The organism is Streptococcus sp. DFI.7.26 (assembly GCF_022240605.1).
Lineage (GTDB): Bacteria > Bacillota > Bacilli > Lactobacillales > Streptococcaceae > Streptococcus > Streptococcus xiaochunlingii.
The window spans coordinates 132,479-157,030 of the sequence record NZ_JAKOGN010000001.1 but is presented as its reverse complement, the minus strand read 5'-3'; the positions used below and the strand labels follow the sequence as shown (position 1 = coordinate 157,030).

The window sequence follows — 24,552 nt, the reverse complement described above, 5'->3', positions numbered from 1 at the left end:
AATCCTCCAATGCTTCTATTCTAACATAATATTAGCATTTGGTGGGATTTGATTGACAGAAATTTAAGCTTTCCAGTTCTGATAAAAACGAGGCGAATAAAGAGTCTGCGTCGCTTTCATTCCGGTTTGGAGATAATAGGTCATAAAGTTCTGGTAATAGCTTTGCCAGTCTCCCTTAATCTGGATAAAATTCCTAGACTTCAGTGGCCTACAAAGGGGATAAAAGACTTCCAAGTCCAAGTCCAGTAGATGCTTTCCTTTCAGATAGAGTTGTTCCTGAAGGGCCATCCACTTAGGATGCCGGTAATACAACTGCTGACGAAGATAGTCCTTAAACTGTCGGTCTAGAGGGACCGTCATTCGTTGCAAGCCTTGTTGGGCATAAGGGGTCCGCAAAACTTCTAACAGATTCCTTCCATAAAAAGGAAAATGTTGAGTCCGATAATGAAGACGCCCTCGTAAGTCTTGATGAATGAGATAGTGGAGTCGAACTTCTTGCTGTTCTAAGTCCAACTCCCAGAGATGAAAGCCCCTATTTTGGCTAAAATAGACAAAACCTTCTTGCAGAGCTGATAGACTTTTCTTAAGCCATAAGTTCTTCCCTAACAACCAATAGACCTGATAACCATGCTTGCGATAGGCATCGCTCCGTTCTTTTAAACGCTCCATAGACAAGGAACTACATTGCACTTCTAAGGCAATCTTTTGATCTGGAAGGAGAACATCTGCAATCTGTTGGAGAGCCTGCAAAGTACTTTCCACTTCAGCTTGGGTATTTTGTTTGGCCCATCGATAAAGCTCCAACTTTAACTCCAAATGTTCTGGACTCTCCGTTTCATGATGGAAGGGACAAGCCTCTAGGTTGACGTGAGCAAAATGAGGACGCATCACTCGTCCTTTCTTTAAGCGGACTTCCTTTCCACACAGGAGACAGACAAAGGGACCATTTCTTTTCATCGGAACCTTCTCCAAACAATTCCAACGCTGTTGCTTTGCATCAGCCGCAATAAACATGTCATCACCTCCACTTATATAATTCGTAACCGAAGACGCTTATATTAGAGGAGAAAGAAAAAAAGAGAGTGGGATAGAAATCGGTAATTCGTTAGAATTCGATTTCGTCGTCCCACCTCCGCACAGTTGAGTAGGGCTGTAAAAGCTGATGAAATCAGCGTAGTAGAGCCCACTCAACCACTGCGTCTTGCTCGACAATCCAAAGACAATTGAGAGGCTAGGACTTTTGTCCCAGCCTCTGTTTAGATATGATCTTACTGACATGTATAGCGAATGGTCATTCATCTTAGACGAGAATGTTCATAACGTCCCCCGCTTATTGATTTGACTCACTCGTTTTCTCGTCTGATGCCGGATCTTGACTTTCCGCTGATGGGGAGGTCCCATTTTCAGATGCTTCAGCTTGTTTTCGAGCTGTTTCGAATTTTTCAACAATGGTTGCACGAGCATCTTCCGGGACATCGGTTTCTTCAGGCCCTATCGTATCCATGGATTCATTAAAACGGGCCTTGCTGGTTTCCATTTTCTCCTTCAAGTTTTTCAGATAAGTCTCATAGGTCTCTTTTGCAGAGCCCGTGAGTGATGCTCCTGCTTCCTCCGAATGAGTAACTGTTCGGTCCATCATCAAAGCATAGAGAGCTTTAAAATCCCCAACGGTTCTGGCATTTTCAAGTTCCTCATCTGTATATAAAACAAAAGGAGATTCTGTGGATCCTTTCAAACTGGTCACTTTCTTGCTCTGAGAGGACCTAGAAGACTGGGCTGTTCCCTGAACTGACTTTTCACTGGACGAGGTCCCTTCTTGATTTGAGCAGGCTACTAGCCCAATCACTCCCATTAAAGCAACCATTGTTAATAGTCTTTTTTTCATTCAATTTCTCCTTTTTATCATTCCATTACCATTCTAGCATCAAGCCAGATTGCCGTCAATTCATACCTGTCCCCTGATTTTTAAAAAAAAGACCAGAGATTAGTCTATCTCCGGTCTATCGATTTATTTGGAAATCTTTTTATTTTCTCTTATATCTTATGTTAAAGAAAATTCTTAGAAAAATGAAAGGAAGGAAGCAACAGAGCCACATTGGATCCCAGCCTTTTTGACGACTACTCGTGGTCTTCTGATAGGGCGCTTCTACGGCGCTTACAGCCTGCGTTTGCTGAATGGACGGAGATACTGTTTGCAAGCCATTGGCAATTTGTAGTTGGCCATTTTGAACACTGATCTCTGGATTGGTCCCTCTTTTCACTGTAGCATAGAAGGGTTTGTCTAAGTGATAGGTTTGCCCCTGAATCGTGTGATCCCCCGCCGGCAACACCTCTTTGTACTCATAATCCTGATATAGTCTTTCAATCAGGGCATTCCCAATGACGTGTCGCAAGCTCTCTGCAATTTCCACATCATAGTTGCCGACTCCCATAATGACTTGAACAAATCGCTGATTTCCGCGATTAACCGTCAAGGTGTAATTATAATCTGCTGTCGGACTAGAGCCAGTTTTTAGGCCATCCGCTCCCTTTAGAGAATATCTTCCACCTTCCAAGGAATAATTATAATTTTCATGGGTTTCTTCATAATCTGTCCCTTGGAAGAGGGTTATCTTGGCATTTTTAGTATAGTTGAGGATTTCAGGGAACTCGTTAACTATGTGATAGGCCAAAATAGACATATCTCTTGCGGTTGTTTGGTTAATGGCATTTTGATCATAGCGGGTCGGATTATAGTAGCCATCTAGGACTGCAGTTGGGGCACCATTAGGATTGTTCCACTTGGTATTGGTCATTCCAATTTCCTGAGCACGCTGGTTCATCAAATCCAAGAATTTATCTGGATCTCCTCCAGATACCTTATTGGCAATCATGATGGTAGCCGCACTGGATGAAGGAACAAAAATCATATTTAGGAGGGTCGATACCTTATATTGAGCCCCCGCAACAATGGGACTATTGCTCAACTTCTGATTTTGAGAAATGATCACATCCGTATCTGTCGCAGTAATCATGGTATCATAATCCAGCTGCCCTTCTTTAATAGCTCTCAGAAGAACATAGACGGACATCAATTTGGCCATACTACCGGAGTCACGAGGAGCATCAATATTATCGCCATAAAGAATAGCTCCTGTATGAGCATCAACGACAATATCAGCCTTGGGACGGAAAAATTCATCCACCGAAGTCCCTGATTTTTCTGTGATTGACATGATATCTTCTTGTTGGTAAATATCATCCGCCTTTGCTAGCATTGGGAAACATAGGCAACTAAGGGAAAGTGTCGCAAATAAGGCACGTTTAAACTTCATTCTCTCTCATTTCTTTCATAAACATCATCGTTCTCCATTATAGCATAAGTCCTTCTATTCACAAACTTTATTTCCTAAACTTTTTACTCCTTCGTGTTCCCAAAGAGACCTGGAGATTTTCCTTTTGGCATCTTTAAAAAGAGACTTAGTAGAAGGACGAGGACCAGGACAGTCACCAAGAAGTAACTCATCATTGAAAATCCTCCGTGATCCACAAAGAAAGCTGCTAGCGGTTGCAAGAGAATGGTACCAAGATAGCGCACTCCCTGCACGAGAGCCATGGCTAAGACTAGATCTTTCTTATCCACTTGTTGGGAGATAAAACGCAAGGAGACCATAACCAAGACCATCCCCGTCGTATGCTTGGCCAACAGAGTGACCAGCACTTTTAAGAAGACAGGACTTGGAAGAGCATAGATGAGATACTGGAGCAAGAGAATCCCCACAGGAAGCAAAATCAGTAAGCGCATGGGCCAATGGTCCATAAAACGATCTGAGAAAAAGATGAGGGGAGCTTCGACTACGACAGATATGGCCACAACCGTAGAGGCTATCTGAACAGGGAGCCCACTATCCATCAAGAGAGCTGGAATATAGGTATGGCCAATATTGCCCACGCCCGACACAAGCCCCATCAAAAGTAAGAAAAAGAGATAGGGACCATTGTGGAACAAAGGACGGATCGATACAGCTTCTTTCTGTACCTGATTGGTCTTATCGATACGAATAGCTCCTAAAGTGAGGAAACTAAGAAGGATAGTTACCAAAACAAAATAGTATACAGACCGGGGGCTAAGATGAGCATAGAGCCAACCAGCTAGTTGCGCTCCAGCCGCATACCCTAGTGTCCCCCAAACGCGGATTTTTCCAAAAGCATAGGAACTCTGGGTAGCGAAAACCTCCATCATGGGAGCCGTCCCATTTAGACACAGCAAAACTAAGCCATAAAAAATTGTCAACCAAAAGTAGTTAGGGGCCCAGATGAAGCCAGCCACTCCTGCCATGAGGACTCCTAAGCTCAAAGTGGTGATTTTAACAATACCAAATCGTTCATTGATATAACCAAATAAGGGCTGGGCAAGCATGGATAAGAAAAAAGCCGTTGATACCAAATTAGAGACCTGACTAGCTGAATACTGCCGGCCTATAAGATAGACAGAGATCAGAGTCGTAAAGAGAGCAGTCGACATGAAGTAAAAACTATATAAAAATAAATAAGCAGGATAAGAATTTCGAAATGCTTTCATAAGTTACCTTTCAATTTGAGAAATAAGAGGCAATGACAAAACCCAACTGGATTTCAGTTGAGTTTTGATCCTTTATTCTTTGTATCGATCCTGAGCCTTGCGCGCACGTTGTTTGCGATGGGCTCTTTCTAAATACAGAATCATAGCAAGAATGAAAATTGGAATCAGAATGACCAGGCTTTCAAGAGGAAAATGGAAGGATTTCCCTGTAGTTGAAGCCGTAGTACTTTGGGTATCCGATTGATTCACTGCTCCTTCTTTTACTGGAAGTCCATCAGAAATCTTTTCTGATAGGGTCATCAAGCCTGAATCCGCCTCAACCTGTCCATCTTTGACAACGAGTTTTGGATCCTCTTCTCCCTTTTTCACCGTAGCATAGAAAGGTTGATCTAGTGTGTAGGTCTTTCCATCAATCGTCTGAACACCCTTATCCAATAACTTCTTATAACGATAATCTGCAAAAGCTTTTTCGATCAAGGCATTGCCAAATGGATGTCGATAGTATTCGCCATCCTGGTCAGACCAATCACCAACTCCCATGACTACGGAGATAATTCGTTGCTCTCCTCGTTTAGCGGTTGCGATATAGTTGAAGGCACCGCGTGGACTCGAACCTGTCTTCAGACCATCTACTCCTTCAAGAGCATATCTAGCTCCTGGCAAGGAATAGTTATAGGTATCAAAAGTCTCCTCATAAGGAGTTCCTTGTTTCACGGTCACCTTAGCCTGATTGGTATAGCTGAGGATCTCAGGATATTCTTTCACGAAATGATAGACGAGAATCGCCAAATCTCTTGCAGTTGTCTGGTTGGCCGCATCATTTGGATAGTTATAGCTGGTATATAAACCTTGGAAGGTTGAAATGGCCGCTCCACTCGGATTGTTCCAAATGGTATTGGTCATCCCCAACTCCTTGGACTTTTCGTTCATCCGCTGAATAAAGGCATCCGCATCGTGGTTAGAAAGGAGATTAGCCAACATAATCGTAGCCACATTGGAGGATGGAACAGCCGTCATGGTAATCAATTCAGAGACCGTATAGTCCACTCCTGCAACGATGTTATTGTTGGAAATCTCATAGATTTTTGACATGGATTGATCCGCAGCCGTTGCAGTGACAACCGTATCTTTGGTAATCTTCCCCTCTTTCATGGTTTCGAAGAGCAGATACAGAGTCATAAGCTTACTCATACTTGCTGGATCCCGCACTTCATCAATATTGTCTCTCCACAAAACATCCCCGGTATTCGCATCGATGACGAGAGAGGACCTTGGTCGATTATAGGCTTGCACATGATCATTGGGATACATTTTTTGCGCCATATCCACTAGCTCATCCGCTACGATTGACAGAGGCCGAAACAGAGATAGGACAACGATTCCTAAAACGAGCAACTTCTTTTTCAAAATATATTTTCCTCAAATATAGAATTTTATCTTATTGTACCATACTTCACTCTATAAAAAAACCTATCTTTCAGGATATTTCAGATAGGTCTCTCTTTTTCAACTGGTTACAGTAAGCTCAAGGCTGCTTGGTCAGCAATAATCACGACATCTGGATGACCTTGAAGGGCACTTGCTGGTAAACTCTCTGTTTTTGGACCATTAACCATTCCTGCAATAGCTTCTGCTTTTGATTCTCCATAGGCAAAGAGAATGATAGACTTGGCAGCAAGAATGTTCGCAATCCCCATGGAGATGGCTTGAGTTGGAACATCTTCAATTTTTTCAAAGAAGCGAGAGTTGGCTTCAATCGTTGATTGATCCAAATGGACCAAATGCGTTTGGCTGTCAAATGGCGTGCCTGGTTCGTTAAAACCAATGTGGCCGTTGCGACCGATCCCTAGAATTTGCAGATCTACTGGATGTTGGGCCAAAATTTCATTGTAATGAGCTGTTTCTTCTTCTGCAGTATCTTCGTTTCCTTTTGGAAGATAGCTAACTTTAAAAGGCTTTGCATTGAATAAATTTTCCTGCATAAAGTAACGATAAGATTGAGGATCTTCTCCCGTCAAGCCGACATACTCATCCAAGTTGACACTGACCATGTCTGAGAAATCCAGGTCACTCTCCCGAATCAATTTATAAAATTCAAGTGGACTGCTTCCAGTCGCAAGCCCCAGAGTTTTGGCACCCTGCTCTAACTTTTCTTTTAGCAGGTCAAAAGCAACCTGCCCTCCTTCGACTTGATTGGCTACTTCAATAACTTTCATGATAAATCCTCCGCTTATTTCTTATATTCATTATATGGTATAGACCAATTTTTGTCAAGCGCTTTCTTGATGTTAGAAAAGGATTTTTTACCTTCATCCCTTTAAAATTCGGCTAGTGATTTCCTTTGTTTCACTATTATTTCATGATATAATGGGGAAGGTTAAATGTAAGAAATAGAAGAATTTAGATACAAGGAGAGAACATGAACACGAATGACTTTGATTTCCACCTCCCCGAGGAGTTAATTGCTCAAACCCCACTAGAGAAGCGCGATGCCTCAAAACTACTAATCCTCAATCGACAAACGGGTCAGATGGAAGACCAGCATTTTGACGCCATTATCAATGAATTAGAACCAGGGGATGCTTTGGTTATGAACAATACCCGTGTCCTTCCAGCTCGTCTCCATGGGGTCAAACCGGATACAGGAGGGCATGTGGAGCTTCTTCTCTTAAAAAATATTGAGGGCGATCAATGGGAGGTTCTTGCTAAACCTGCCAAACGTCTCAAAGAGGGAGGGGTCGTCAGCTTTGGCGATGGACGTCTTCAAGCGACCCTAATCAAAAAGCTGGAACACGGAGGATGTATCGTAGAGTTTTCTTACCAAGGAATTTTCCTTGAAGTCTTGGAAAGTTTAGGAGAAATGCCCCTACCACCTTACATCCATGAAAAATTAGAAGATCAGGAACGTTACCAGACGGTCTATGCCAAAGAAAATGGATCTGCCGCAGCTCCTACAGCTGGCCTCCATTTCACACCAGAGCTCTTACAAAAGATCGAAGACAAAGGGGTTCACTTGGTTTATTTAACCCTTCATGTCGGACTGGGAACCTTCCGTCCTGTATCCGTCGATAATCTAGACCAACATGAGATGCATTCTGAATTTTATCAACTCTCTGAAGAAGCCGCCCAAAACCTTCGACAAGTCAAAGCAAGTGGACACCGCATCGTTGCCGTTGGGACCACTTCTATCCGAACTTTAGAAACAATTGGGAACAAGTTTAATGGAGAGTTACAAGCCGACTCTGGTTGGACCAATATCTTTATCAAACCAGGCTATCAGTGGCAGGTTGTCGACGCCTTTTCAACCAACTTCCACTTACCAAAATCAACCTTAGTCATGCTCGTTTCTGCCTTCGCAGGTCGAGAACTCACTCTGGATGCTTATCAGCACGCTATCGACCAAGGCTACCGTTTCTTTAGCTTTGGAGATGCTATGTTTATCAAATAAGGAGAGCCCTTATGAATAAGATTGAAAGTCGCCACCGCCTGATCCGGTCTATTATTTCAGAAAAGAAAATTCGAACCCAACAAGAATTGCAGGACAGCCTGGAAGCCAACGGCATCATCGTGACCCAGTCCACCCTCTCGAGAGATGTCAAATCCTTGAATCTGGTAAAAATTAACGAAGGGGATAGCTCTTACTATGCCATCAATAGCATTGCCCCATCTCGTTGGGAAAACCGACTGCGTTTTTATATGGAAGATGCCCTTGTCATGCTTCGTCCCGTCCAAAACCAAGTAGTCGTCAAAACTCTACCTGGTCTGGCCCAGTCCTTCGGGGCCATCTTAGATGCCCTTGAATTGCCGCAAATTGTTGCAACCGTCTGCGGAGATGACGTCTGCCTTATCATTTGTGAAGACAATCAGGGGGCCTTGGACTGCTTTGAAAAATTGAAAGAATTCACCCCTCCTTTCTTCTTTAGCAAATAAAAGAAAGAGAGTGGGACAGAAATCGGTAATTCGTTAGAATTCGATTTCGTCGTCCCACCTCCGCACAGTTGAGTAGGGCTGTAAAAGCTGATGAAATCAGCGTAGTAGAGCCCACTCAACCACTGCGTCTTTCTCGACAATCCAAAAATAATTGAGAGGCTAGGACTTTTGTCCCAGCCTCTTTTTTCTAATCTATATTAAGCTTCCTTGGCTGCTAATCGTCGAATGGTCTCTGCATATATTTCCATTGCACGATATAAATCATCCAGTTTAGCTCGTTCATTCGCCTGGTGCTCTGTTTGGAGAGCGTCAGGGAAGAGGGCCCCATAAGCCACACAATTTTCCATGGTTCGCGCAAAGGTCGCTCCCCCTGAGGACATAGCTGGGGTCTGATCCCCCGTTTCTTCTTGGTAGACCGCCATCAGAGTACTCACCAATGGACTGTCTAATGGAACGTATAGTGGAGCTACATAATCAAACTCTTCATACTGAAGTTGATAGCTAGCTGCCACCTCACTTAAACGTTTTACCAAGGCCTCCTTATCCGCTAAGACTGGGATCCGAATATCAATCCCGATTTCAGATTGCTGTTCATCAATGGAGAGAGTTGCAATATTGAAGGAAAGAGCACCACTTGGTTCATCATTGATTTCACCAAAGAGAGCTGCTCCTGTCGCTTCTTCCCCAACGGCATCTGCGATAAAGAGAAGGGCTGGATGAGGCTGGATCAAGGAAAGACTTTCAGCTAAGCCTACAATGGCATTGACACCCTCAGCCGCATCCTTGGAGTGTTTAGACAGACCTAGAACGGTTACTGCTCCTGCTTCTTCTGTATACTTCACACCACTTTGCTCGATAACTGGTAAGAGTTCCTCTAAGCGTTGCCCCTTATAAGTTGCCTTATCTGGCACCACATTGAGGGCACGACCAGCTTGTAAGGGACGATCCTCCCAGCCTGGTCCATGGAGCTTCACTTGAAGCAAGCCTTTTTCAGCATAGGTTAATGGGAAGGACGAATCTGGAGCAAAGCCAAGATCTGCTTTTTCTTCTATCTGATTGTAGCGGTTCATACAGCGCCAGAGAGTTTCTTCGTCCGTACCAAATATAAAGCGGATCCGTTTGGTAAATACGACTCCTTGGTCGAGCAGGCTCTTAACTGCGTAAAGCGCCGCAAGCGATGGTCCCTTATCATCTTGTACTCCACGTCCAATCAACCATCCATCTTTCAGAGTCGCCTCAAAAGGTGGCGTTTGCCAATCTTCTAAATCACCGGCTGGAACAACATCCAAGTGACAAAGAACGGCCAGGAGTTCTTCCCCCTGACCGATCTCTGCATATCCATAGTATCCTTCAGGATCTAGATAGGTTTGAAAGCCCATTTCTTGAGCAATTTCTAACGTTTTCTCAAGGACATCTTGGATAGCTTGTCCAAACGGTGTTCCATTTTCGCCTTCGTTTAAAACCGAAGGATAAGAAATGATGGTTTGAAGAGAGGTTAAAAACTGCTCTTTTACATCGTCCTTTATTCTATTTTTCATGAAACACCTACTTTATTCTATTGTAAGAATGGAACCACAGTTCCTAGTAGAAGAAGGGCAATGGTAATCACTACAATCGCTACGACCAATTTACCCATGAATTTCCACCATGCACTCAATTCAACACGTCCAAGAGCAAGAGCTCCCATTACGATACCTGAAGTTGGTGCGATCAAGTTCAAGACACCAGATGCAGATTGGTAAGCTGTAACAATCAAGCTAGCTGGTACATTGACGAATTTACCAAGAGGTGCCATGATACCCATTGTCGCGCTGGCAAGACCAGATGATGATGGAATCAAGAATGACATTGGCAAGTAGAAAATGTAAGTCAAGACAATGAACAATTGAGATGAAAGACCTTTAAGTCCTTCTTCACCCCAGTGAAGAATTGTTGCAGTGATCATACCGTCGTTCATGATGACTTGGATACCACGTGCTACTGCTACGATAATAGCAACACTCAAGAGGTCAGCTGCACCATTCATGAAGGATGAAATGATTTGTTCTTCTTTCAAGCCATAAATGATACCAACAAGGATTCCCATGAAGGCAAAGAGCATAGCTGTTTGAGGGAAGTACCAAGTACCAAGAGCATCTGTGTTACCGATCAATTGACCAAGGTAAGGAACTTTATGGAGAGACTCGTTAAAGCTGTCAAAGAATGTAATACCCAAATCTTTGAATGGGATAAATCCAGCAACCATGATGACGAATGTTGAAATGAAGACGAGCAAGACACGTTTTTGTTTCTTGTTCATTTGTGAAGGAATTTCTTCGCCACTATCAACGTTGAAGTGTTTCAAATCTTCTTCACGAGTAGCATAGGTGAGAGATTTGGTTGGGTCTTTTTGAATTTTATCAGCGTAACGGTATACATAGTAGGTGCTAAGGGCTGTCATGACAATCCAGAAGATTAAACGAAGCAAGAGACCTGAAGCACTTGAGATACCTGCAGTATCAGATGCGATAACTGTCGCAAATGGGTTCAAGGTAGATGCTAAACATCCAATCTGTGAACCAAGCAAGATAATGGCTACCCCTGTCAAGCTGTCAAAACCAACAGACATCATAACAGGTACAAGAAGTGGATAGAAGGCCATGGTTTCCTCACCCATACCATAAGTTGTCCCACCAAGGGCAAACAATGGCATTAAGATCAAGATCAACATTTTTTCGCGGCCTTTGTATTTACGAACGATAGAAGCAATCCCTACATCAAGGGTACCTGTTTCGTTCACAACACCAAGGAAACCACCGACCATCAAGATAAAGAAGGCTACGTCAATGGCTGCACTGGTTGGTGCTTTACCAAGCATGGCATTGATTGGGGCCATCAAGACGTCCCAAATCCCTTGAGGATTTTGTTTCACAGCTTCATAACTACCTGCGATGATGGCACCACCATCGTCAACTTTGTATTGACCAGCTGGAATAATCCAAGTTAACACTGCCATAATGGCAATGATGATTAACAATACGGTATAAGATGAAGGCATCTTAAACCCTTTTTTCGCTTTTTCACTCATTTGCTTATCCTCCTAACGCAACAAAGTTTGAGTGACTCTTTCAAAAGGTTTATCTTTTAGAAAGCGCTTAACTATATGTTCATTTTATCATATTTAAGATTAAAAAACTAGTTTTTCCTAATCTTTTTTAGAAAAAACAAGGGGAGAATCTTTGTACAAAATCCTGTAAAAATAAGATCTACTCCCCTCCTCATGTACATGAATTAGTCTTTAACGATAATTGTTCCACTTTCAGACTCAATCAAAGCGCCAAGGTTTTCAAGTGAAGTGATGACTGCTTTTCCTTCTGGACGACCATTTACAAAGGCGATCGCAGCTTCTACTTTAGGAAGCATGCTTCCCGGTGCAAATTGGTCTTGTTTGATGTACTCTTCCAATTGAGCGACATTGACATGTTCCAATTTTTCTTGGTCTGGTTTGTTGTAGTTCACAAAGACATAGTCCACTCCTGTCAAAACGATGAAGAGGTCTGCTTCTACCAATTCAGCCAAACGTTGGGATGCAAAGTCTTTATCGATAACGGCTTCAACACCAGTCAAGCTACCATTTGCTTCTTTCACAACTGGGATACCGCCACCACCAGCAGCGACAACGACTTGTCCGTCGTTCAACAAGGTACGGATGGTATTGATTTCTTTGATATCCACTGGTTTTGGTGAAGCAACAACTTTACGCCAGCCACGACCAGCATCTTCTTTGAAAGTTGCTCCTGATTTTTCAGCTTCTGCTTTTGCTTCTTCTTCTGAGTAGAATGGACCGATTGGTTTGCTGAGGTTAACAAAAGCTGGGTCGTTCTTATCAACAACGACTTGTGTCACAACTGAAGCCACATCTTTTTCGATGCCTTCTTCAAGAAGAGCATTTTGAAGAGCGTTTTGAAGCCAGAAACCAATGCTTCCTTCGGTCATAGCAACTAATGAATCCAATGGAAAAGCTGGGTTCTTTTCAGAATCTGCTGCCAAATGTTGGAGCAAAAGGTTTCCTACTTGAGGACCATTTCCGTGAGTGATGATCAAGTCATCCCCATTTTTGATTAATTTTACTAAGTGTTTTGCTGTTTCTACAAGTGCTTCTTGTTGAGCTTTTGCAGAAGGATCAGATGAGAGAATAGCATTTCCTCCCAAAGCAACGACGATTTTTCTTGACATAGGTTTTCCCTTTCTATAAAAAATAGGGGCAGGACTAAAGCTAGCAGTCCAGCCCCTATAGCTGTTGGTATACGGTTATAAAGTCTTAAACTTTTGGAATGTACAAGTTACCAAGAGTAGCTGCCATCACCGCTTTGATTGTGTGCATACGGTTTTCAGCTTGGTCAAAGTGGCGAGCATATTTGCTACGGAACACTTCGTCAGTAACTTCCATTTCTTCTACGCCGAATTTTTCAGCAACATCTTTACCATAAACAGTGTTTGTGTCGTGGAAAGCTGGCAAGCAGTGCAAGAAGATCAAGTCTTCGTTATCAGCTTTCTTAACCAATTCCATGTTTACTTGGTAAGGTTTCAAAAGGGCAACGCGTTCTGCAAATTTGTCTTCTTCACCCATAGATACCCAAACGTCAGTGTAAAGTACATCTGCACCTTTCACAGCTTCGTCAGCATCTTCAGTAATCAAGATATGAGCACCACTTTCTTTTGCGAATCCTTCTGCCAATTCAACAATTTCTTGTTCTGGGAAGAGTTCTTTTGGTGAGAAGATGTGTACGTTCACACCAAGGATAGCACCTGTTACAAGAAGGCTGTTTGCAACGTTGTTACGTCCGTCACCACAGTATACAAGTGTCAAACCTTCCAAACGTCCAAAGTTTTCTTGAACAGTCAAGTAGTCAGCAAGCATTTGAGTTGGGTGCCATTCGTCAGTCAAACCATTCCATACTGGAACACCTGAGAATTCAGCCAATTCTTCAACCATGCGTTGGCTGAAACCACGGAATTCAATACCATCAAACATACGTCCAAGAACTTTAGCAGTATCTTCTGTAGATTCTTTTTTACCAAGTTGGATGTCGTTTGCACCAAGGTATTCTGGGTGAGCACCAAGGTCGATAGCTGCAGTAGTGAAGGCTGCACGAGTACGAGTTGAAGTTTTTTCAAACAAAAGCGCAATGTTTTTACCAGCTAGGTAGCGGTGGTCAATGTTGCGTTTTTTAAGGTCTTTCAAATGAGCTGAAAGTCCGATAAGGTATTCTAATTCTGCACGTGTAAAGTCTTTTTCTGCTAAAAAGCTACGTCCTTGGAATACTGAAGTTGTCATTAATTATCTCCTTTAATTATGCATGATAAGATCCTGTCTATCAGTTTAGAGGGCTCAGTTTAGACACTGAGCCCGTCTAACCTGTAGAAGGATGATTAGATTTCTTCACGTTCGAATGGCATTGACATACAACGAGGTCCACCACGACCGCGAACCAATTCACTTCCGCGGATCTTGATCAAACGAAGTCCGTATTCTTCTAATTTCTTGTTGGTAACAGTGTTACGGTCGTATACTACTACCACACCTGGTGCGATTGTAAGAGTATTTGATCCGTCGTTCCATTGTTCACGCGCAGCAGCAACGACGTTGCCATCTCCACATGGAATCAATGTAACTTTTTCAACACCAAGGTTTTCAGCAAGCAATTCAGCCAAATCACCTTTTTCTTCAACGATCTTCAATTGTTCGTTTTCATAAGTTACAGAGAAGACGCGAAGGTTCCCTTGGATTTCTGGGTGGATTGTGAATTTATCGTAGTCCACCATTGTGAATACTGTATCCAAGTGCATGAATTTACGGTTGTTAGCAAATTCGAAGGCCAATACTTTCTTGAAGCCAACGTTCTTCTTGAAGATGTTTACCAACAATTTTTCGATTGATGCAGCATCAGTACGTTGTGAGATACCAACTGCCAATACATCTTTAGAAAGTACCAACTCATCTCCACCTTCGATACGAGTATCTTCTTCACGGTTGTAGACAAGTTCAACTTTTCCACCGTAAACTGGGTGGTATTTGAAGATGTATTTACCATACAAAGTTTCACGGTTACGTGTATCTGCGTACATGTGGTTCAGTGATACTGCATTACCAATTGTCGCAAATGGGTCACGTGTGAAGTACAAGTTTGGCATTGGGTCGATAGCAAATGGATAGTCAGATTCAACAAGGTCTGTCAATCCTTTTGCTTCTTCAGGAATTTCTGGAAGTTCAGCTTTTTGAACCCCTGCCATTGTTTTTTCAACCAATTCTTGGTTGTCTTCAATGCTGTGAAGCAATTCACGGATCGCAATTTTTGTTTGGCGTCCACGAATGTTCGCTTCTTCAAGGTATTCTTCGATGAACTGATCGCGAATTTCTGGAGAAGTCAATGACTCAGCAGCTAACTGTTCAAGATAAAGTACTTCGATACCTTCGTTACGAAGTGCTTCAGCAAATGCGTCGTGTTCTTTTTGAGCATCTTCCAAGAAAGGAATATCATCAAAAAGAAGACGTTCAAGATAGTCAGGCATCAAGTTTTCCAACTCTTTACCTGGACGGTGCAAACAAACTTTTTTCAGTTTTCCAATTTCTGAGAAAACATGAATTGGGTGTGTAGACATCTATAGTCCTCCTTTTTCTTGCGGTTTAGCTTAGCTAATCCCGTTTACAAGTTTTATTTTATCACCAATTGGTACCGCTTTCACAGCCAATCTTCCATTACGAACGCCAAGAATCTGACACTTTTTTAAATATTACCCTTGTTTTATGAATTATGAACCGCTTTCTTTGGGTATTCTACTAAATATATTCTTTTTGTGAGTAATTATTTTTTTGTTTGATTTTAAAAACTTTTTAACGTTTTTGACAGAAAGCAAAAGAAGCCCTACTAGGCTTCTTCAAAACTATCTAAAAAGAATGGAAGATCGAGAAAGGTTAATTTCTTATGCTTGTACTCGATTCTCTCCTCTTCTAGGAGCTTCTTTAACACTTGATTGACGGTTTCTCTAGTCGTCGCAGCTAATCTGGCCAACTCTTTCATACTCATCGGAAAAGGAATGGTTGGACCGAACTTTTGATAATCCTTACAGAGTAGAGCTAGGGATTGGATCACACGATCACTGGCACTAGCTGCGACCACATTACGAAGCCGCAACTCTTGGAATTCCAGAATTTTTGAAAGTTTTCTCGTTATAAAGAGAACTTGTTCCATACTGGACTGAACAATTTCTTCATAAAGCTGAACAGGGATATTGAAATATTTTACCGTTGTCATGGATGTAGCTGTATAGTGATAAGTTGAATCCGAAAACATACCACCGTATGGGAAGACAGCTCCTTCTTTGATGTAATCCATATACGAGAAGGTGTCTGAAGAATCAAACTCCTCAATACGGACATAGCCTTCCACCACTAAAAAGATACGATCGCGTTTATCACCAGCAAAAAATAGGATTTGTCCCTTTGGAATTTCTCTATAATGGATTTCTACAGCTAATTTATCAAATTTATCAACTGGAATTTCAGAGAAAGCTGGATGGGATCGAATCAACTGATAATCTTCTTTTGTAATCATTTTTATTCTTTCTTTGGGTTCTTTAGTTATTATATCATATTTATTCACTGACCTCAAAGAATGTCACCAAGATTTTAACCATTAAACCATATTTTTGCATAGAAAAAACCTTCCCAAAACTATCTTGGGAAAGGTTCTAATTCCTTAATTGACATTTACACGGTGCCATTCATTGATCACATAGCAGAGTTGACCAAGTAAATGAAGACCGTAACCACTGATCTCTGTACTTTCTGGGGTTGTCCCCCCTAGACCAGCTGTAAAAATCGAGATAAGATAAGGAGTTTGTTCGTAAACAATAGCTTCGACATTCAATGCTTCCGCTACATAACCAGGTTTTTGCTGAATGACTAAATCTGGTAAATACCGTTTGTAGTATTCATTTGGAAAGGACTCTCCGATTAATTCTAGCAAGGTCGCATACTTTTCTTTGTGGTTCCAAAGATAGTCCAAGACTTGAATATAGTAATCAGATGTCGTTTTGTTTTCAGGACTAATGGTTTTTATTTCTGCACGGGATTTTCCATATTTTTTATACTTCTCATAGACATTGTCCATGCCACCAAAGCGGTCGGCCAAGGCATATGCCGGCGTATTTTCTGAATAGACAAGAGAATAACGTTGCATATCTGGAATCGTCATAGCTCCACCAAAGGCAGCTACATAATTATCATGCTCTCCAAGGTACTCGTAGTAAGTATTGGTAATATCAAATTCATCCTTTAAATTTAACTTCCCTGCATCGACTTCATCCACGACTAACATATTTAGGGGCAGTTTATAAGTACTTCCCGCTGTCATTGGCTGTAACTCATTCATAGAAAATTGTTGACCTGTCGCAGGATTTTTATAGGTAAAGGTAATTTGGGAAGGATCAATACCATACTCTGCCATATAGTCTTGTACAACTTCTACCAAGCCTTTATTGGCATAATCATAGACAAGACCCAAATTTTCCATGGCTTCACGATCTTGATCCATGACGACTTGTTTCTCCTCAGGAGTTTTGACACGAGGAGGTTGGGGAGGCTGCTTCTCTTCCTTGGACTCAGCTGGTTGAGCCGTCGTTCCCTCTTGAGCAAGAGGCGAAGCTGGAGCCTGATGAAGATGAAGGTAAGTTAACGCTCCAACTCCTCCTATACATAGTAAAATTCCTAATACAATCATGATCGATCGAACATTAAATATTTTTTTCATATGAAGTTAATTATAAAAGATTCTCTTTAAAATAACAAGGTATTTCTGGATCAGAAAACGATTTCTTCTGGAAGAAACTTTTTTAACAATCCCGACTCAATCCTTCCTTCTGTTCCTATGAATCTGTCCCCCTTTTACTGTCTTATTTGCGCTTAAAGGATCCCATAATCAATTTAGCAACTTCACGCGCAATGGTACGGAACAAGGAACTGATAAAGGAATCTTTGGCCTTTTCTATACTAGATTTCCGTGGACGGCCCGGACTCCGTTTTTGGCTAGCCTTCTCTTCTGCAACTCTTGTCTTTTCTTCCGCTTCCTGCTCCTTTTCCTTCTCTTCTCTAGCAGATTTTTCAGTCAATTTTTCATAAGCTGATTCATTGTCTACTCGAACAGCATATTTTTGATGGAAAGGAGAGCTGGTAATCAAGGCCAACTGTTCACTCTCGTTTAACAAATCAAAACTCGATTGTGGAGACAAAATATAAGAACGTTCCACCACACTTGGTTGCCCCTTTTCATTTAGGAAGGAAACTAGAGCTTCCCCTGTTCCCAACTCCGTCAAGACAGTTTCCGTATCAAACTCTGGGTTTGGTCGGAAACTTTGAGCAGCAACTTTGATAGCTTTCATTTCTTTTGGCGTATAGGCACGCAAGGCATGTTGGACACGATTCCCAAGCTGGGCCAATACAGATTCAGGAAGATCTTGAGGATTCTGTGTAATAAAGTAGATCCCCACTCCTTTAGACCGGATGAGGCGAACGACTTGCTCAACTTTTTCAAGGAAGAGCTTGCTCGCATCATTAAACAAGAGGTGGGCTTCATCAAAGAAGAAGACAAATTTCGGTTTTTCTAGATCTCCAACTTCTGGCAAGGTTTCGAACAGACGAGACAACATCCAGATCAGGAAGGTTGAATAGAGCTTAGGGGAGTTGAAGAGACGAGTCGCTGATAGAATGTTGATGTAGCCTCGTCCACTGCTATCCAATTGCATAAAATCTTGAAGATCCAAGGCTGGCTCTCCGAAGAATTGATCTGCTCCCTCTTGCTCTAGCACTAACAAGCTTCGTTGAATAGCCCCTACTGATTGTTTACTGATATTGCCGTATTGAGCTGAATAATCTGAGGCATGGTCATAGACTTCCTTCAAAAGACTCTGTAAATCCTTCAGATCAATCAAAGGCCAATTTTTTTCTTTGGCTAATTTAAAGACGATAGCCAAAATCCCTGTTTGTGTTTCGTTGAGGTCCAATAAGCGAGCTAGCAAAAGAGAGCCCATTCCTTCAATCGTTGCACGGACCGGATGACCTGCTTGACCAAAGACATCCCATAAGCGAACTGGAAAAGCTTGAGGTTCAAAAGGATCTGTAATACCAAGTAGTTTATAGCGCTCTTCCATCTTTGGTGTCCATTGTCCTGCTTTAGCAAGACCTGAAAGATCTCCCTTGATATCTGCTAGAAACACCGGAATCCCTTGCTGACTTAATTTTTCAGTTATGACTTTTAGGGTCACGGTTTTCCCTGTACCAGTAGCCCCTGCAATTAACCCGTGGCGGTTGAGCATTTTTAGATAAAGTGGCGTATCCACTGCTCCTTTTGTAATCGTAATACTTGTCATTTTTATTCTCCCTTTTGTTGAGGTACAGTTTTTTTCAGAAAAAGTGACACGGCTTCTTTCTTATGTAGGAAGCCTTTCTCCTCACTTTCACATACTCTTCTAGTGTATCATTTTCAGGTATAAACGCAAGAAATATCCCTCCTAAAATGGGGGATTCATTTGAGACTATGTTGGCCAATTCGAAAAATAAAAAGCCTGAATCGAGGGGATCCTTTAAGGGACCTCTTGATTCAAACTTTTTTTATTATGAAAGCTTATTTAGCTGCTGCGTAAAGCTCGTCTACTTTGTTCCAGTTAATCACTGAGAAGAAAGCTTTGATATAGTCAGGACGAACGTTGCGGTATTTCACGTAGTAGGCATGTTCCCAAACGTCCAAGCCCAAGATTGGTTTCTTCCCTTCTGAGATTGGTGTGTCTTGGTTAGCTGTTGAAGTCACTTCAAGCTTCCCTTCTTTGTTCACAACTAACCATGCCCATCCAGAACCGAAACGAGTAGTTGCTGCTGCAGTGAAAGCTGCTTGGAATTCTTCGAATGAACCGAAGGCCTCGTCGATTGCTGCTGCAAGTTCTGCTGAAGGAGCTGTCTTTTCAGGAGTCATCAATTCCCAGAAAAGAGCGTGGTTCAAGTGTCCACCACCGTTGTTGATAAGCGCTTGGCGGATATCAGCTGGGATAGATTCTACATCTGCCAACAAAGCTTCAAGGTCTTCACCAATTTCAGGGTGTTTTTCAAGAGCTGCATTTGCATTGTTTACGTAAGTTTGATGGTGTTTATCATGGTGCAAGTGCATGGTTTCAACATCAATGTATGGTTCCAATGCATCGTATGCGTACGGAAGATCTGGTAAAATAATTGCCATGGAAAATACCTCTATTTCTTTATGTATATAAAAATGATAACGCAATCATCTAATTTATTCAACTATTCTGCTTACACAGATGGGTTGGCCAGCTTTAGTACAGCCAAATCAAATAGATAATCTTTCTCATAGGTTCCCGATTTCATTTGGAAGTCGGTATCAATCAAAAGACAAATCGCCTGCTCCAAATAAGATAGAGATATCCCTCTACTATCCCTTAGGGCAAATTTGACTTGGTAGGGGTTTACTTTTCGACCGGTCAGCTCTGATAGGTCTGAAACGATTTGGGATTCTGTCCGTCCCTCTTGCTTCAATAGCTTAACCTGTGTGAAGATGCGGAACTGACTCAACAAGATGGCCAGAAGCTTGATTTCATCCTCTCCTTGTAACCGAAGGTCCTTAACCAAACTACGGGCGGAATCAATTTGTTTCTTTAGGATCATCTGTATCAGATCAAACAGATTATCCTGGAGTGTCTTTGGAATAGCATCTTCTATATCTGTGATAGTGATGCTTGAAGCTCCCTTGTAGGTTTTAAGAAACTCCAAGTTTTTCTGAATCTCACTAAAATCAAAGCCAGATTTGATCAAAAGTTGGTCGAAGGCTTGTGAATCAATCGATAGCCCTAGAGACTTGATCTCTTCCGTGAAATGGGCACGCAACTCCTGCTCTTTTAATTCACTCGCCTCCAGCAACTGGGCATCCCGTTTTAAGAGCTTGACAATTCTTCGCTTGCTATCCAGTTTTCCTTCCGCAATAACAATTAAGCGAGTCGTTTCTAAAGGTGCCGCTAAGTAATCTTCAAAGGACTGCAATTCATCATCTGACAGGTATCTTTTTTTTGCGGTCGTCACATCGACAAAATGATCCAAAATCACTATTTTTTCATCCGCAAAAAAAGGAAGGCTGACCAAGTCAAGCTCAACTTCTGCATATGCTGTTTCCTTCATGTCAAAATAGGAGTAGTTCAAATCAGATGAATCGTAGCCTACTTTCTTTAAAAGTTGCTCTTTCATCCACTCAAACTGACCGATGTCATCTCCTGATAAAACTAGGATAGGAGGAAGGTTCTCAGCACTGATCTTTTTAATTGTTTGTAAAGCCTGCATGTTCTGAAGGTACCTCATTCCACTCTCTAAACTGATGCTGGGTCTGTTCCGATTCCATTTTCTTTTCAAGCGGTGCTTTCTCTAGTGGAGTTGGTGGAGCCGAAACAATCTGGGGAATAGCTGAAAAACTGTTGGGATCCATCAAATGGGATGGCACACTTGGCGAAGAGACCTCGGGACCCACTGAATCAAATTCTTGAGAAGCATTTTGGTCCTGTTGCGCAAGCCTAGCACTTGGAAGGAGCAAGAGACATGCCAAACAAAGCAAACCCGCAAGAGCTAAGACTAGAAAAATGGAGATAGGAGATAAAAGGTAGAGCAAGATAGGGCCTAGAAATAGGAAAATCAACGACCAATGAAAACCCGCATCTCTCAATCGTCGAACGACTACTGCTTGCTGGGGAACAAAAATAAGATAGAGATAGAGGAGAAAAAAGATGCTGAACCAAGTTGAAACGTCCATCCCGGTCAAGGGAATCACCTCTTCCTCTGATTTCGAATTTGAAAAGAATAAGACCAATTGGTAAATCCAAAAAGGACTTGTAAACAATAAATGCCAGACTTGGCTGATCCAAAATTCTTTTCTATCTGATCTTCTAGAAAAATCAGCATATTGCGTCCAAAATAACTGTAATGATTTCATACTTGTAACCTCATTTCCTTGACTTTATCATAGCAATTTTCAAGCTAGAAATCAAACAGCTCCTATCGAACGGTTTCAATCTTCCACTGATTCCACCCTCTAAAACGAATCGCTCCTTGCTGATCTGTACGAAAAACAGTCATCTGCAACTCTTTGAAGCGCTCCAAGGTTTCCTGGTGAGGATGCTGGTAACGATTTTTTTCGCCCGCAGATATCAAGGCAATTTTTGCTTGGATTTTCTCTAAGAAGGCAGGGTGAGAAGAACCCTTGGAACCATGGTGGCCTGCTTTTAGGACATCCACGCGCAGTTGAGGATAACGGGCTAACAAGGTCTTTTCCCCTTCTTCTTCTAAATCTCCTGTAAAAAGGAAGGACCACCCATAAAAGCGTCCATAGAGAACAATGGAATCATTATTACTCCCATCTCCTACTTCTACCGGATAGAGGACTTCTGCACTCCCATCAAAGATTGATAACCGATTTCCAACCTCTAGCGTTTTTACCGGTAAGTTCAACCGTTTGAGCAAGCGGACAAAAGAGTCTTTCTTTAAGCTTCCCTTAGAAATATTTATTTCCTTTATCCTAACCTTAGCCGCAAGCACTTCCAAATCTCCCATATGATCTGTGTCAGTATGCGTGAGAATCATATGATCAATCTGGTCAATCCCCCTGCTCTTGAGATAGGGGAGCAGGGTCCGTTCTGCATTGCTAGTAGACCTTCGCTTCTTCCATTCCTCCTTTTGGCCAAAGTCCACTTTTCCTCCTGTATCAATTAAGATGGTTTTCCCTCGCCAATCACGTAGCAAAATACTATCACCTTGACCAATATCAATGATGGTAATCTCATTTTCTAAAGGATGCTTCACAAGGGCGAATACAGAGCATACTAAGAGTAAAAATAGGTATCTCCATTTCTTAACCTTTCGCATCTCATAGAGACAAGCCAGCAAGCACAAGAGCAAGATAAAATAATAAATGCTTGGCTGCCCGAAAACCAAGGATTGACTAGTGAAGCTCGCTAAATACTCCATACTTTTTTCCATCCAGACGAAGAAAGGATTCCAGAAGGTCAAGGGATAAAGAAAAGAAAGGAGAAAGACAACACTCAGTCCTGGCAACAACAGAAGGTCAAATAAGAGAGAAAAAATAAAGGTTAGAGGAAGGGACCAGGGTTGGTATTCTCCAAAGAAAAAAATGAGAAAAGGAAGAACCCCTAGTGTTAACACTAGACTTTCCTTGACGACTTTTCGGATTCCCGACTTCTCCTCTTCGGAAGAGGTGAGCGTCAATATAAAGGCATAGGCGCAGGATAAGAGACCTCCAGCAGTTAATAAGGAGGAAGGTAGGAGAACAATCAATAAAAGAAGAGTGATTCCCATATTTTCCATTCCTTTGAGCCCAGCCTGGGCTAGGAGTTTCTGTAAGAGGCTTCGAACGACCGAAACCGAAAAACCTGTCATCCCAGCATAAAGAAGTGAAAACGGATAGAGCAGATAGGCAACCTTTTCCTGCTCCAATCCCAAGCGGAGAAAGAAGCGTCGAAAGGCATCTAAGAAGAAGGCAACCTGCATGCCCGACAAGGCAAACAGATGGATAATTCCCAAGTTCGAATACAGCTGGCTCATTTCTTCAAACTCCACATCTAAAAAACCAAAAAGCAAGCCCGTCATGTAGTGACTCATGGGCTGGGGGAAATGCTGATGGACCCATACAAGGGCCTTCCGCCTCCAACTAGAAAGAATTCCTATCACATCGCTAGGCTCAGCTACTTTCTTTTCAAGGATGTGGCTAATTTTCAAAAGATGATAGATCCCTTGTGTCTTCAGATAAGCCTGGTAATCAAAGCCCATAAAATTACGCTGTTTGGTCGGTGTTTCTAATTCCCCTTTGATCCGTAATTCTAGCCCATGATCCAGGTGTTTAAAATAAGCTTGTTCTTCCTCTGACTGAAGCTGGTAGAAAACCTGAAAAGTACGGTCACCCGACTTCGCACGAAAAGATAAAGCATCTCCATTCACCTTGATGGTATCCGGTAAAAGCTGAATAACCCTTGGGACCCTATGATCGCTTGACTCTCGTCTTCCTTGTTCGATCCGGAAAGCAAAACAAAGGGCAAAGAGGGAAAGAAACCCTATGAGGCACAAAAATCGTTTGTCCCCGTAGCGTCTCCTAAACAAGATGAGGAAAGCCAGAAGGAAGATTAGAGCGAGCCAGTGTCCCGTGTACATCCAATAATAGAGAGATAAGACTGGCAGGGTGAGATGAAATAAATGAATATGGAGACTTCTAATCCACTGTAACATGCTCTTTTAACTTTTCTATCGTCTTTTGGCCAATCCCAGAAACATTTTTCAGTTCATCAACAGACTGAAATTTGCCTTTTTCCTCTCGATAAGCAATGATATCTTGGGCTCGCTTTTGACCTATCCCAGAAATCGTCTGTAGTTCTGCTTCTGTTGCCGTATTGAGATTGACCTTTCCATCTTTTGACTGCTTTTCGCCACCGGTCGTCCCAGCAGATGCAGATGCGGATGCAACAGGAGATACCTCCTCTCCATTCTTAGCAACATAGACGATGGACTCATCCTCCAATTTTTGCGCTAAGTTGACGGATTGGCTATTAGCTTCATCTGTCATCCCTCCTGCTTTTTGGACAGCGTCATAGACCCGACTCCCCACTGGAAGTTCGTAGACCCCTGCCTGTCTAACAGCACCCTTCACATCCACAATGATTCTCTCTTGAGTGGGCTCCATCTTTTCCTCACTCCTCTGTTGAGAGCTAGAAGAGAGGCTTGTGTCTTCCTTAGGAGACGTCTCCTGATCCACCATTTCTAACTGTGAAATGACAGTTTCCGGTGCTTGTGGGGGTTGCTTAGGCCAAAAGAGAAATACTCCTCCCATCACTAGCCCCACAGCAGCCAAACCTAAAAACAGTTTATATTCCTTGATCTTCTCAATCCACGTCTCCATAAATACCCCTTTTATTTTTATTATTCGTAAAAAATTGAAGAAATAAAAAAGAAAGTCAAAAATCACATGATT

Annotated in this window: 21 protein-coding genes; 2 read left to right on the top strand and 19 right to left on the bottom strand. The window is 42.2% G+C overall.

What is annotated here, in order from left to right:
- Nucleotides 1-63: 63 nt before the first annotated feature.
- The 6 genes from L0M85_RS00840 to L0M85_RS00815 all read right to left on the bottom strand — a co-directional run bounded on the left by L0M85_RS00840 (nucleotide 64) and on the right by L0M85_RS00815 (nucleotide 6,777).
- A complete protein-coding gene (locus tag L0M85_RS00840) occupies nucleotides 64-1,014 on the bottom strand; it encodes a competence protein CoiA family protein (RefSeq protein ID WP_238656143.1) in 951 nt (316 codons plus the stop codon).
- Nucleotides 1,015-1,330: 316 nt separating this feature from the next.
- Nucleotides 1,331-1,885: a hypothetical protein gene (locus tag L0M85_RS00835; protein WP_238656141.1), complete on the bottom strand. Its 555-nt coding sequence runs from the start codon at nucleotides 1,883-1,885 to the stop codon at nucleotides 1,331-1,333.
- 139 nt (nucleotides 1,886-2,024) lie between these two features.
- Nucleotides 2,025-3,314 carry a DUF1958 domain-containing protein gene (locus tag L0M85_RS00830; protein WP_238656140.1) on the bottom strand — a complete coding sequence of 430 codons (1,290 nt, stop codon included), beginning with the start codon at nucleotides 3,312-3,314 and terminating at the stop codon, nucleotides 2,025-2,027.
- Nucleotides 3,315-3,397: 83 nt separating this feature from the next.
- The gene (locus L0M85_RS00825) at nucleotides 3,398-4,561 is read right to left on the bottom strand and encodes an MFS transporter (RefSeq protein ID WP_238656138.1); all 1,164 of its coding nucleotides are present in this window, start codon (nucleotides 4,559-4,561) and stop codon (nucleotides 3,398-3,400) included.
- Between the two features lie 72 nt (nucleotides 4,562-4,633).
- Entirely contained in the window at nucleotides 4,634-5,968 is a 1,335-nt protein-coding gene (locus tag L0M85_RS00820) for a DUF1958 domain-containing protein (RefSeq protein WP_238656137.1), read from the bottom strand.
- 107 nt (nucleotides 5,969-6,075) lie between these two features.
- Nucleotides 6,076-6,777, bottom strand: coding sequence for a glucosamine-6-phosphate deaminase (locus tag L0M85_RS00815; protein WP_061563763.1), 702 nt, complete (start codon nucleotides 6,775-6,777; stop codon nucleotides 6,076-6,078).
- Nucleotides 6,778-6,980: 203 nt separating this feature from the next.
- Between L0M85_RS00815 and queA the strand changes: the two genes are divergently transcribed.
- Together queA and L0M85_RS00805 are read left to right on the top strand one after the other, a co-directional pair.
- Nucleotides 6,981-8,009 carry a tRNA preQ1(34) S-adenosylmethionine ribosyltransferase-isomerase QueA gene (gene queA, locus L0M85_RS00810; protein ID WP_238656134.1) on the top strand — a complete coding sequence of 343 codons (1,029 nt, stop codon included), beginning with the start codon at nucleotides 6,981-6,983 and terminating at the stop codon, nucleotides 8,007-8,009.
- Between the two features lie 11 nt (nucleotides 8,010-8,020).
- Complete coding sequence (locus L0M85_RS00805; protein ID WP_048689219.1) at nucleotides 8,021-8,491, top strand: arginine repressor; 471 nt, start codon at nucleotides 8,021-8,023, stop codon at nucleotides 8,489-8,491.
- A 197-nt stretch (nucleotides 8,492-8,688) separates the two neighbouring features.
- On the opposite strand, the gene L0M85_RS00800 is transcribed toward L0M85_RS00805, so the two are convergent.
- The 13 genes from L0M85_RS00800 to L0M85_RS00740 all read right to left on the bottom strand — a co-directional run bounded on the left by L0M85_RS00800 (nucleotide 8,689) and on the right by L0M85_RS00740 (nucleotide 24,480).
- On the bottom strand, nucleotides 8,689-10,029 hold the full coding sequence (locus L0M85_RS00800; protein ID WP_238656133.1) for a dipeptidase: 1,341 nt from the start codon (nucleotides 10,027-10,029) through the stop codon (nucleotides 8,689-8,691).
- A 17-nt stretch (nucleotides 10,030-10,046) separates the two neighbouring features.
- Nucleotides 10,047-11,558: a YfcC family protein gene (locus tag L0M85_RS00795; protein WP_006596655.1), complete on the bottom strand. Its 1,512-nt coding sequence runs from the start codon at nucleotides 11,556-11,558 to the stop codon at nucleotides 10,047-10,049.
- A gap of 203 nt (nucleotides 11,559-11,761) precedes the next feature.
- A complete protein-coding gene (arcC, locus tag L0M85_RS00790; RefSeq protein ID WP_048689208.1) occupies nucleotides 11,762-12,706 on the bottom strand; it encodes a carbamate kinase in 945 nt (314 codons plus the stop codon).
- Nucleotides 12,707-12,791: 85 nt separating this feature from the next.
- Nucleotides 12,792-13,808 carry an ornithine carbamoyltransferase gene (argF, locus tag L0M85_RS00785; protein ID WP_006596657.1) on the bottom strand — a complete coding sequence of 339 codons (1,017 nt, stop codon included), beginning with the start codon at nucleotides 13,806-13,808 and terminating at the stop codon, nucleotides 12,792-12,794.
- Nucleotides 13,809-13,903: 95 nt separating this feature from the next.
- Nucleotides 13,904-15,133, bottom strand: a complete 1,230-nt coding sequence (arcA, locus tag L0M85_RS00780; protein ID WP_049514063.1) for an arginine deiminase — start codon at nucleotides 15,131-15,133, stop codon at nucleotides 13,904-13,906.
- 266 nt (nucleotides 15,134-15,399) lie between these two features.
- Nucleotides 15,400-16,086, bottom strand: a complete 687-nt coding sequence (locus L0M85_RS00775) for a Crp/Fnr family transcriptional regulator (RefSeq protein WP_238656131.1) — start codon at nucleotides 16,084-16,086, stop codon at nucleotides 15,400-15,402.
- A gap of 144 nt (nucleotides 16,087-16,230) precedes the next feature.
- Nucleotides 16,231-17,283: a serine hydrolase gene (locus L0M85_RS00770; protein WP_238656130.1), complete on the bottom strand. Its 1,053-nt coding sequence runs from the start codon at nucleotides 17,281-17,283 to the stop codon at nucleotides 16,231-16,233.
- Between the two features lie 142 nt (nucleotides 17,284-17,425).
- Nucleotides 17,426-18,898 carry a helicase HerA-like domain-containing protein gene (locus tag L0M85_RS00765; RefSeq protein ID WP_238656128.1) on the bottom strand — a complete coding sequence of 491 codons (1,473 nt, stop codon included), beginning with the start codon at nucleotides 18,896-18,898 and terminating at the stop codon, nucleotides 17,426-17,428.
- 254 nt (nucleotides 18,899-19,152) lie between these two features.
- Nucleotides 19,153-19,758, bottom strand: a complete 606-nt coding sequence (gene sodA / locus L0M85_RS00760) for a superoxide dismutase (protein WP_238656126.1) — start codon at nucleotides 19,756-19,758, stop codon at nucleotides 19,153-19,155.
- A gap of 71 nt (nucleotides 19,759-19,829) precedes the next feature.
- Nucleotides 19,830-20,867 carry a DNA polymerase III subunit delta gene (gene holA / locus L0M85_RS00755; protein ID WP_238656124.1) on the bottom strand — a complete coding sequence of 346 codons (1,038 nt, stop codon included), beginning with the start codon at nucleotides 20,865-20,867 and terminating at the stop codon, nucleotides 19,830-19,832.
- A complete protein-coding gene (locus L0M85_RS00750; RefSeq protein WP_238656122.1) occupies nucleotides 20,845-21,510 on the bottom strand; it encodes a DUF805 domain-containing protein in 666 nt (221 codons plus the stop codon). The genes holA and L0M85_RS00750 overlap by 23 nt, the downstream gene beginning before the upstream one ends.
- Nucleotides 21,511-21,572: 62 nt before the next feature.
- Nucleotides 21,573-23,813 carry a DNA internalization-related competence protein ComEC/Rec2 gene (locus L0M85_RS00745; protein WP_238656120.1) on the bottom strand — a complete coding sequence of 747 codons (2,241 nt, stop codon included), beginning with the start codon at nucleotides 23,811-23,813 and terminating at the stop codon, nucleotides 21,573-21,575.
- Nucleotides 23,797-24,480 carry a helix-hairpin-helix domain-containing protein gene (locus L0M85_RS00740; protein ID WP_238656118.1) on the bottom strand — a complete coding sequence of 228 codons (684 nt, stop codon included), beginning with the start codon at nucleotides 24,478-24,480 and terminating at the stop codon, nucleotides 23,797-23,799. The genes L0M85_RS00745 and L0M85_RS00740 overlap by 17 nt, the downstream gene beginning before the upstream one ends.
- Between the last annotated feature and the right edge of the window lie 72 nt (nucleotides 24,481-24,552).

Bases quoted from the DNA above. Each gene is read 5' to 3' on its own strand.
- sodA (WP_238656126.1), bottom strand. From the start codon at position 19,758: ATGGCAATTATTTTACCAGATCTTCCGTACGCATACGATGCATTGGAA.
- arcA (WP_049514063.1), bottom strand. From the start codon at position 15,133: ATGTCTACACACCCAATTCATGTTTTCTCAGAAATTGGAAAACTGAAA.
- L0M85_RS00795 (WP_006596655.1), bottom strand. From the start codon at position 11,558: ATGAGTGAAAAAGCGAAAAAAGGGTTTAAGATGCCTTCATCTTATACC.
- L0M85_RS00770 (WP_238656130.1), bottom strand. From the start codon at position 17,283: ATGAAAAAAATATTTAATGTTCGATCGATCATGATTGTATTAGGAATT.
- queA (WP_238656134.1), top strand. From the start codon at position 6,981: ATGAACACGAATGACTTTGATTTCCACCTCCCCGAGGAGTTAATTGCT.
- L0M85_RS00805 (WP_048689219.1), top strand. From the start codon at position 8,021: ATGAATAAGATTGAAAGTCGCCACCGCCTGATCCGGTCTATTATTTCA.
- L0M85_RS00835 (WP_238656141.1), bottom strand. From the start codon at position 1,885: ATGAAAAAAAGACTATTAACAATGGTTGCTTTAATGGGAGTGATTGGG.
- L0M85_RS00830 (WP_238656140.1), bottom strand. From the start codon at position 3,314: ATGAAGTTTAAACGTGCCTTATTTGCGACACTTTCCCTTAGTTGCCTA.
- argF (WP_006596657.1), bottom strand. From the start codon at position 13,808: ATGACAACTTCAGTATTCCAAGGACGTAGCTTTTTAGCAGAAAAAGAC.
- L0M85_RS00775 (WP_238656131.1), bottom strand. From the start codon at position 16,086: ATGATTACAAAAGAAGATTATCAGTTGATTCGATCCCATCCAGCTTTC.
- L0M85_RS00765 (WP_238656128.1), bottom strand. From the start codon at position 18,898: ATGACAAGTATTACGATTACAAAAGGAGCAGTGGATACGCCACTTTAT.
- holA (WP_238656124.1), bottom strand. From the start codon at position 20,867: ATGCAGGCTTTACAAACAATTAAAAAGATCAGTGCTGAGAACCTTCCT.
- arcC (WP_048689208.1), bottom strand. From the start codon at position 12,706: ATGTCAAGAAAAATCGTCGTTGCTTTGGGAGGAAATGCTATTCTCTCA.
- L0M85_RS00740 (WP_238656118.1), bottom strand. From the start codon at position 24,480: ATGGAGACGTGGATTGAGAAGATCAAGGAATATAAACTGTTTTTAGGT.
- L0M85_RS00815 (WP_061563763.1), bottom strand. From the start codon at position 6,777: ATGAAAGTTATTGAAGTAGCCAATCAAGTCGAAGGAGGGCAGGTTGCT.
- L0M85_RS00750 (WP_238656122.1), bottom strand. From the start codon at position 21,510: ATGAAATCATTACAGTTATTTTGGACGCAATATGCTGATTTTTCTAGA.
- L0M85_RS00840 (WP_238656143.1), bottom strand. From the start codon at position 1,014: ATGTTTATTGCGGCTGATGCAAAGCAACAGCGTTGGAATTGTTTGGAG.
- L0M85_RS00825 (WP_238656138.1), bottom strand. From the start codon at position 4,561: ATGAAAGCATTTCGAAATTCTTATCCTGCTTATTTATTTTTATATAGT.
- L0M85_RS00745 (WP_238656120.1), bottom strand. From the start codon at position 23,813: ATGTTACAGTGGATTAGAAGTCTCCATATTCATTTATTTCATCTCACC.
- L0M85_RS00800 (WP_238656133.1), bottom strand. From the start codon at position 10,029: ATGAAAAATAGAATAAAGGACGATGTAAAAGAGCAGTTTTTAACCTCT.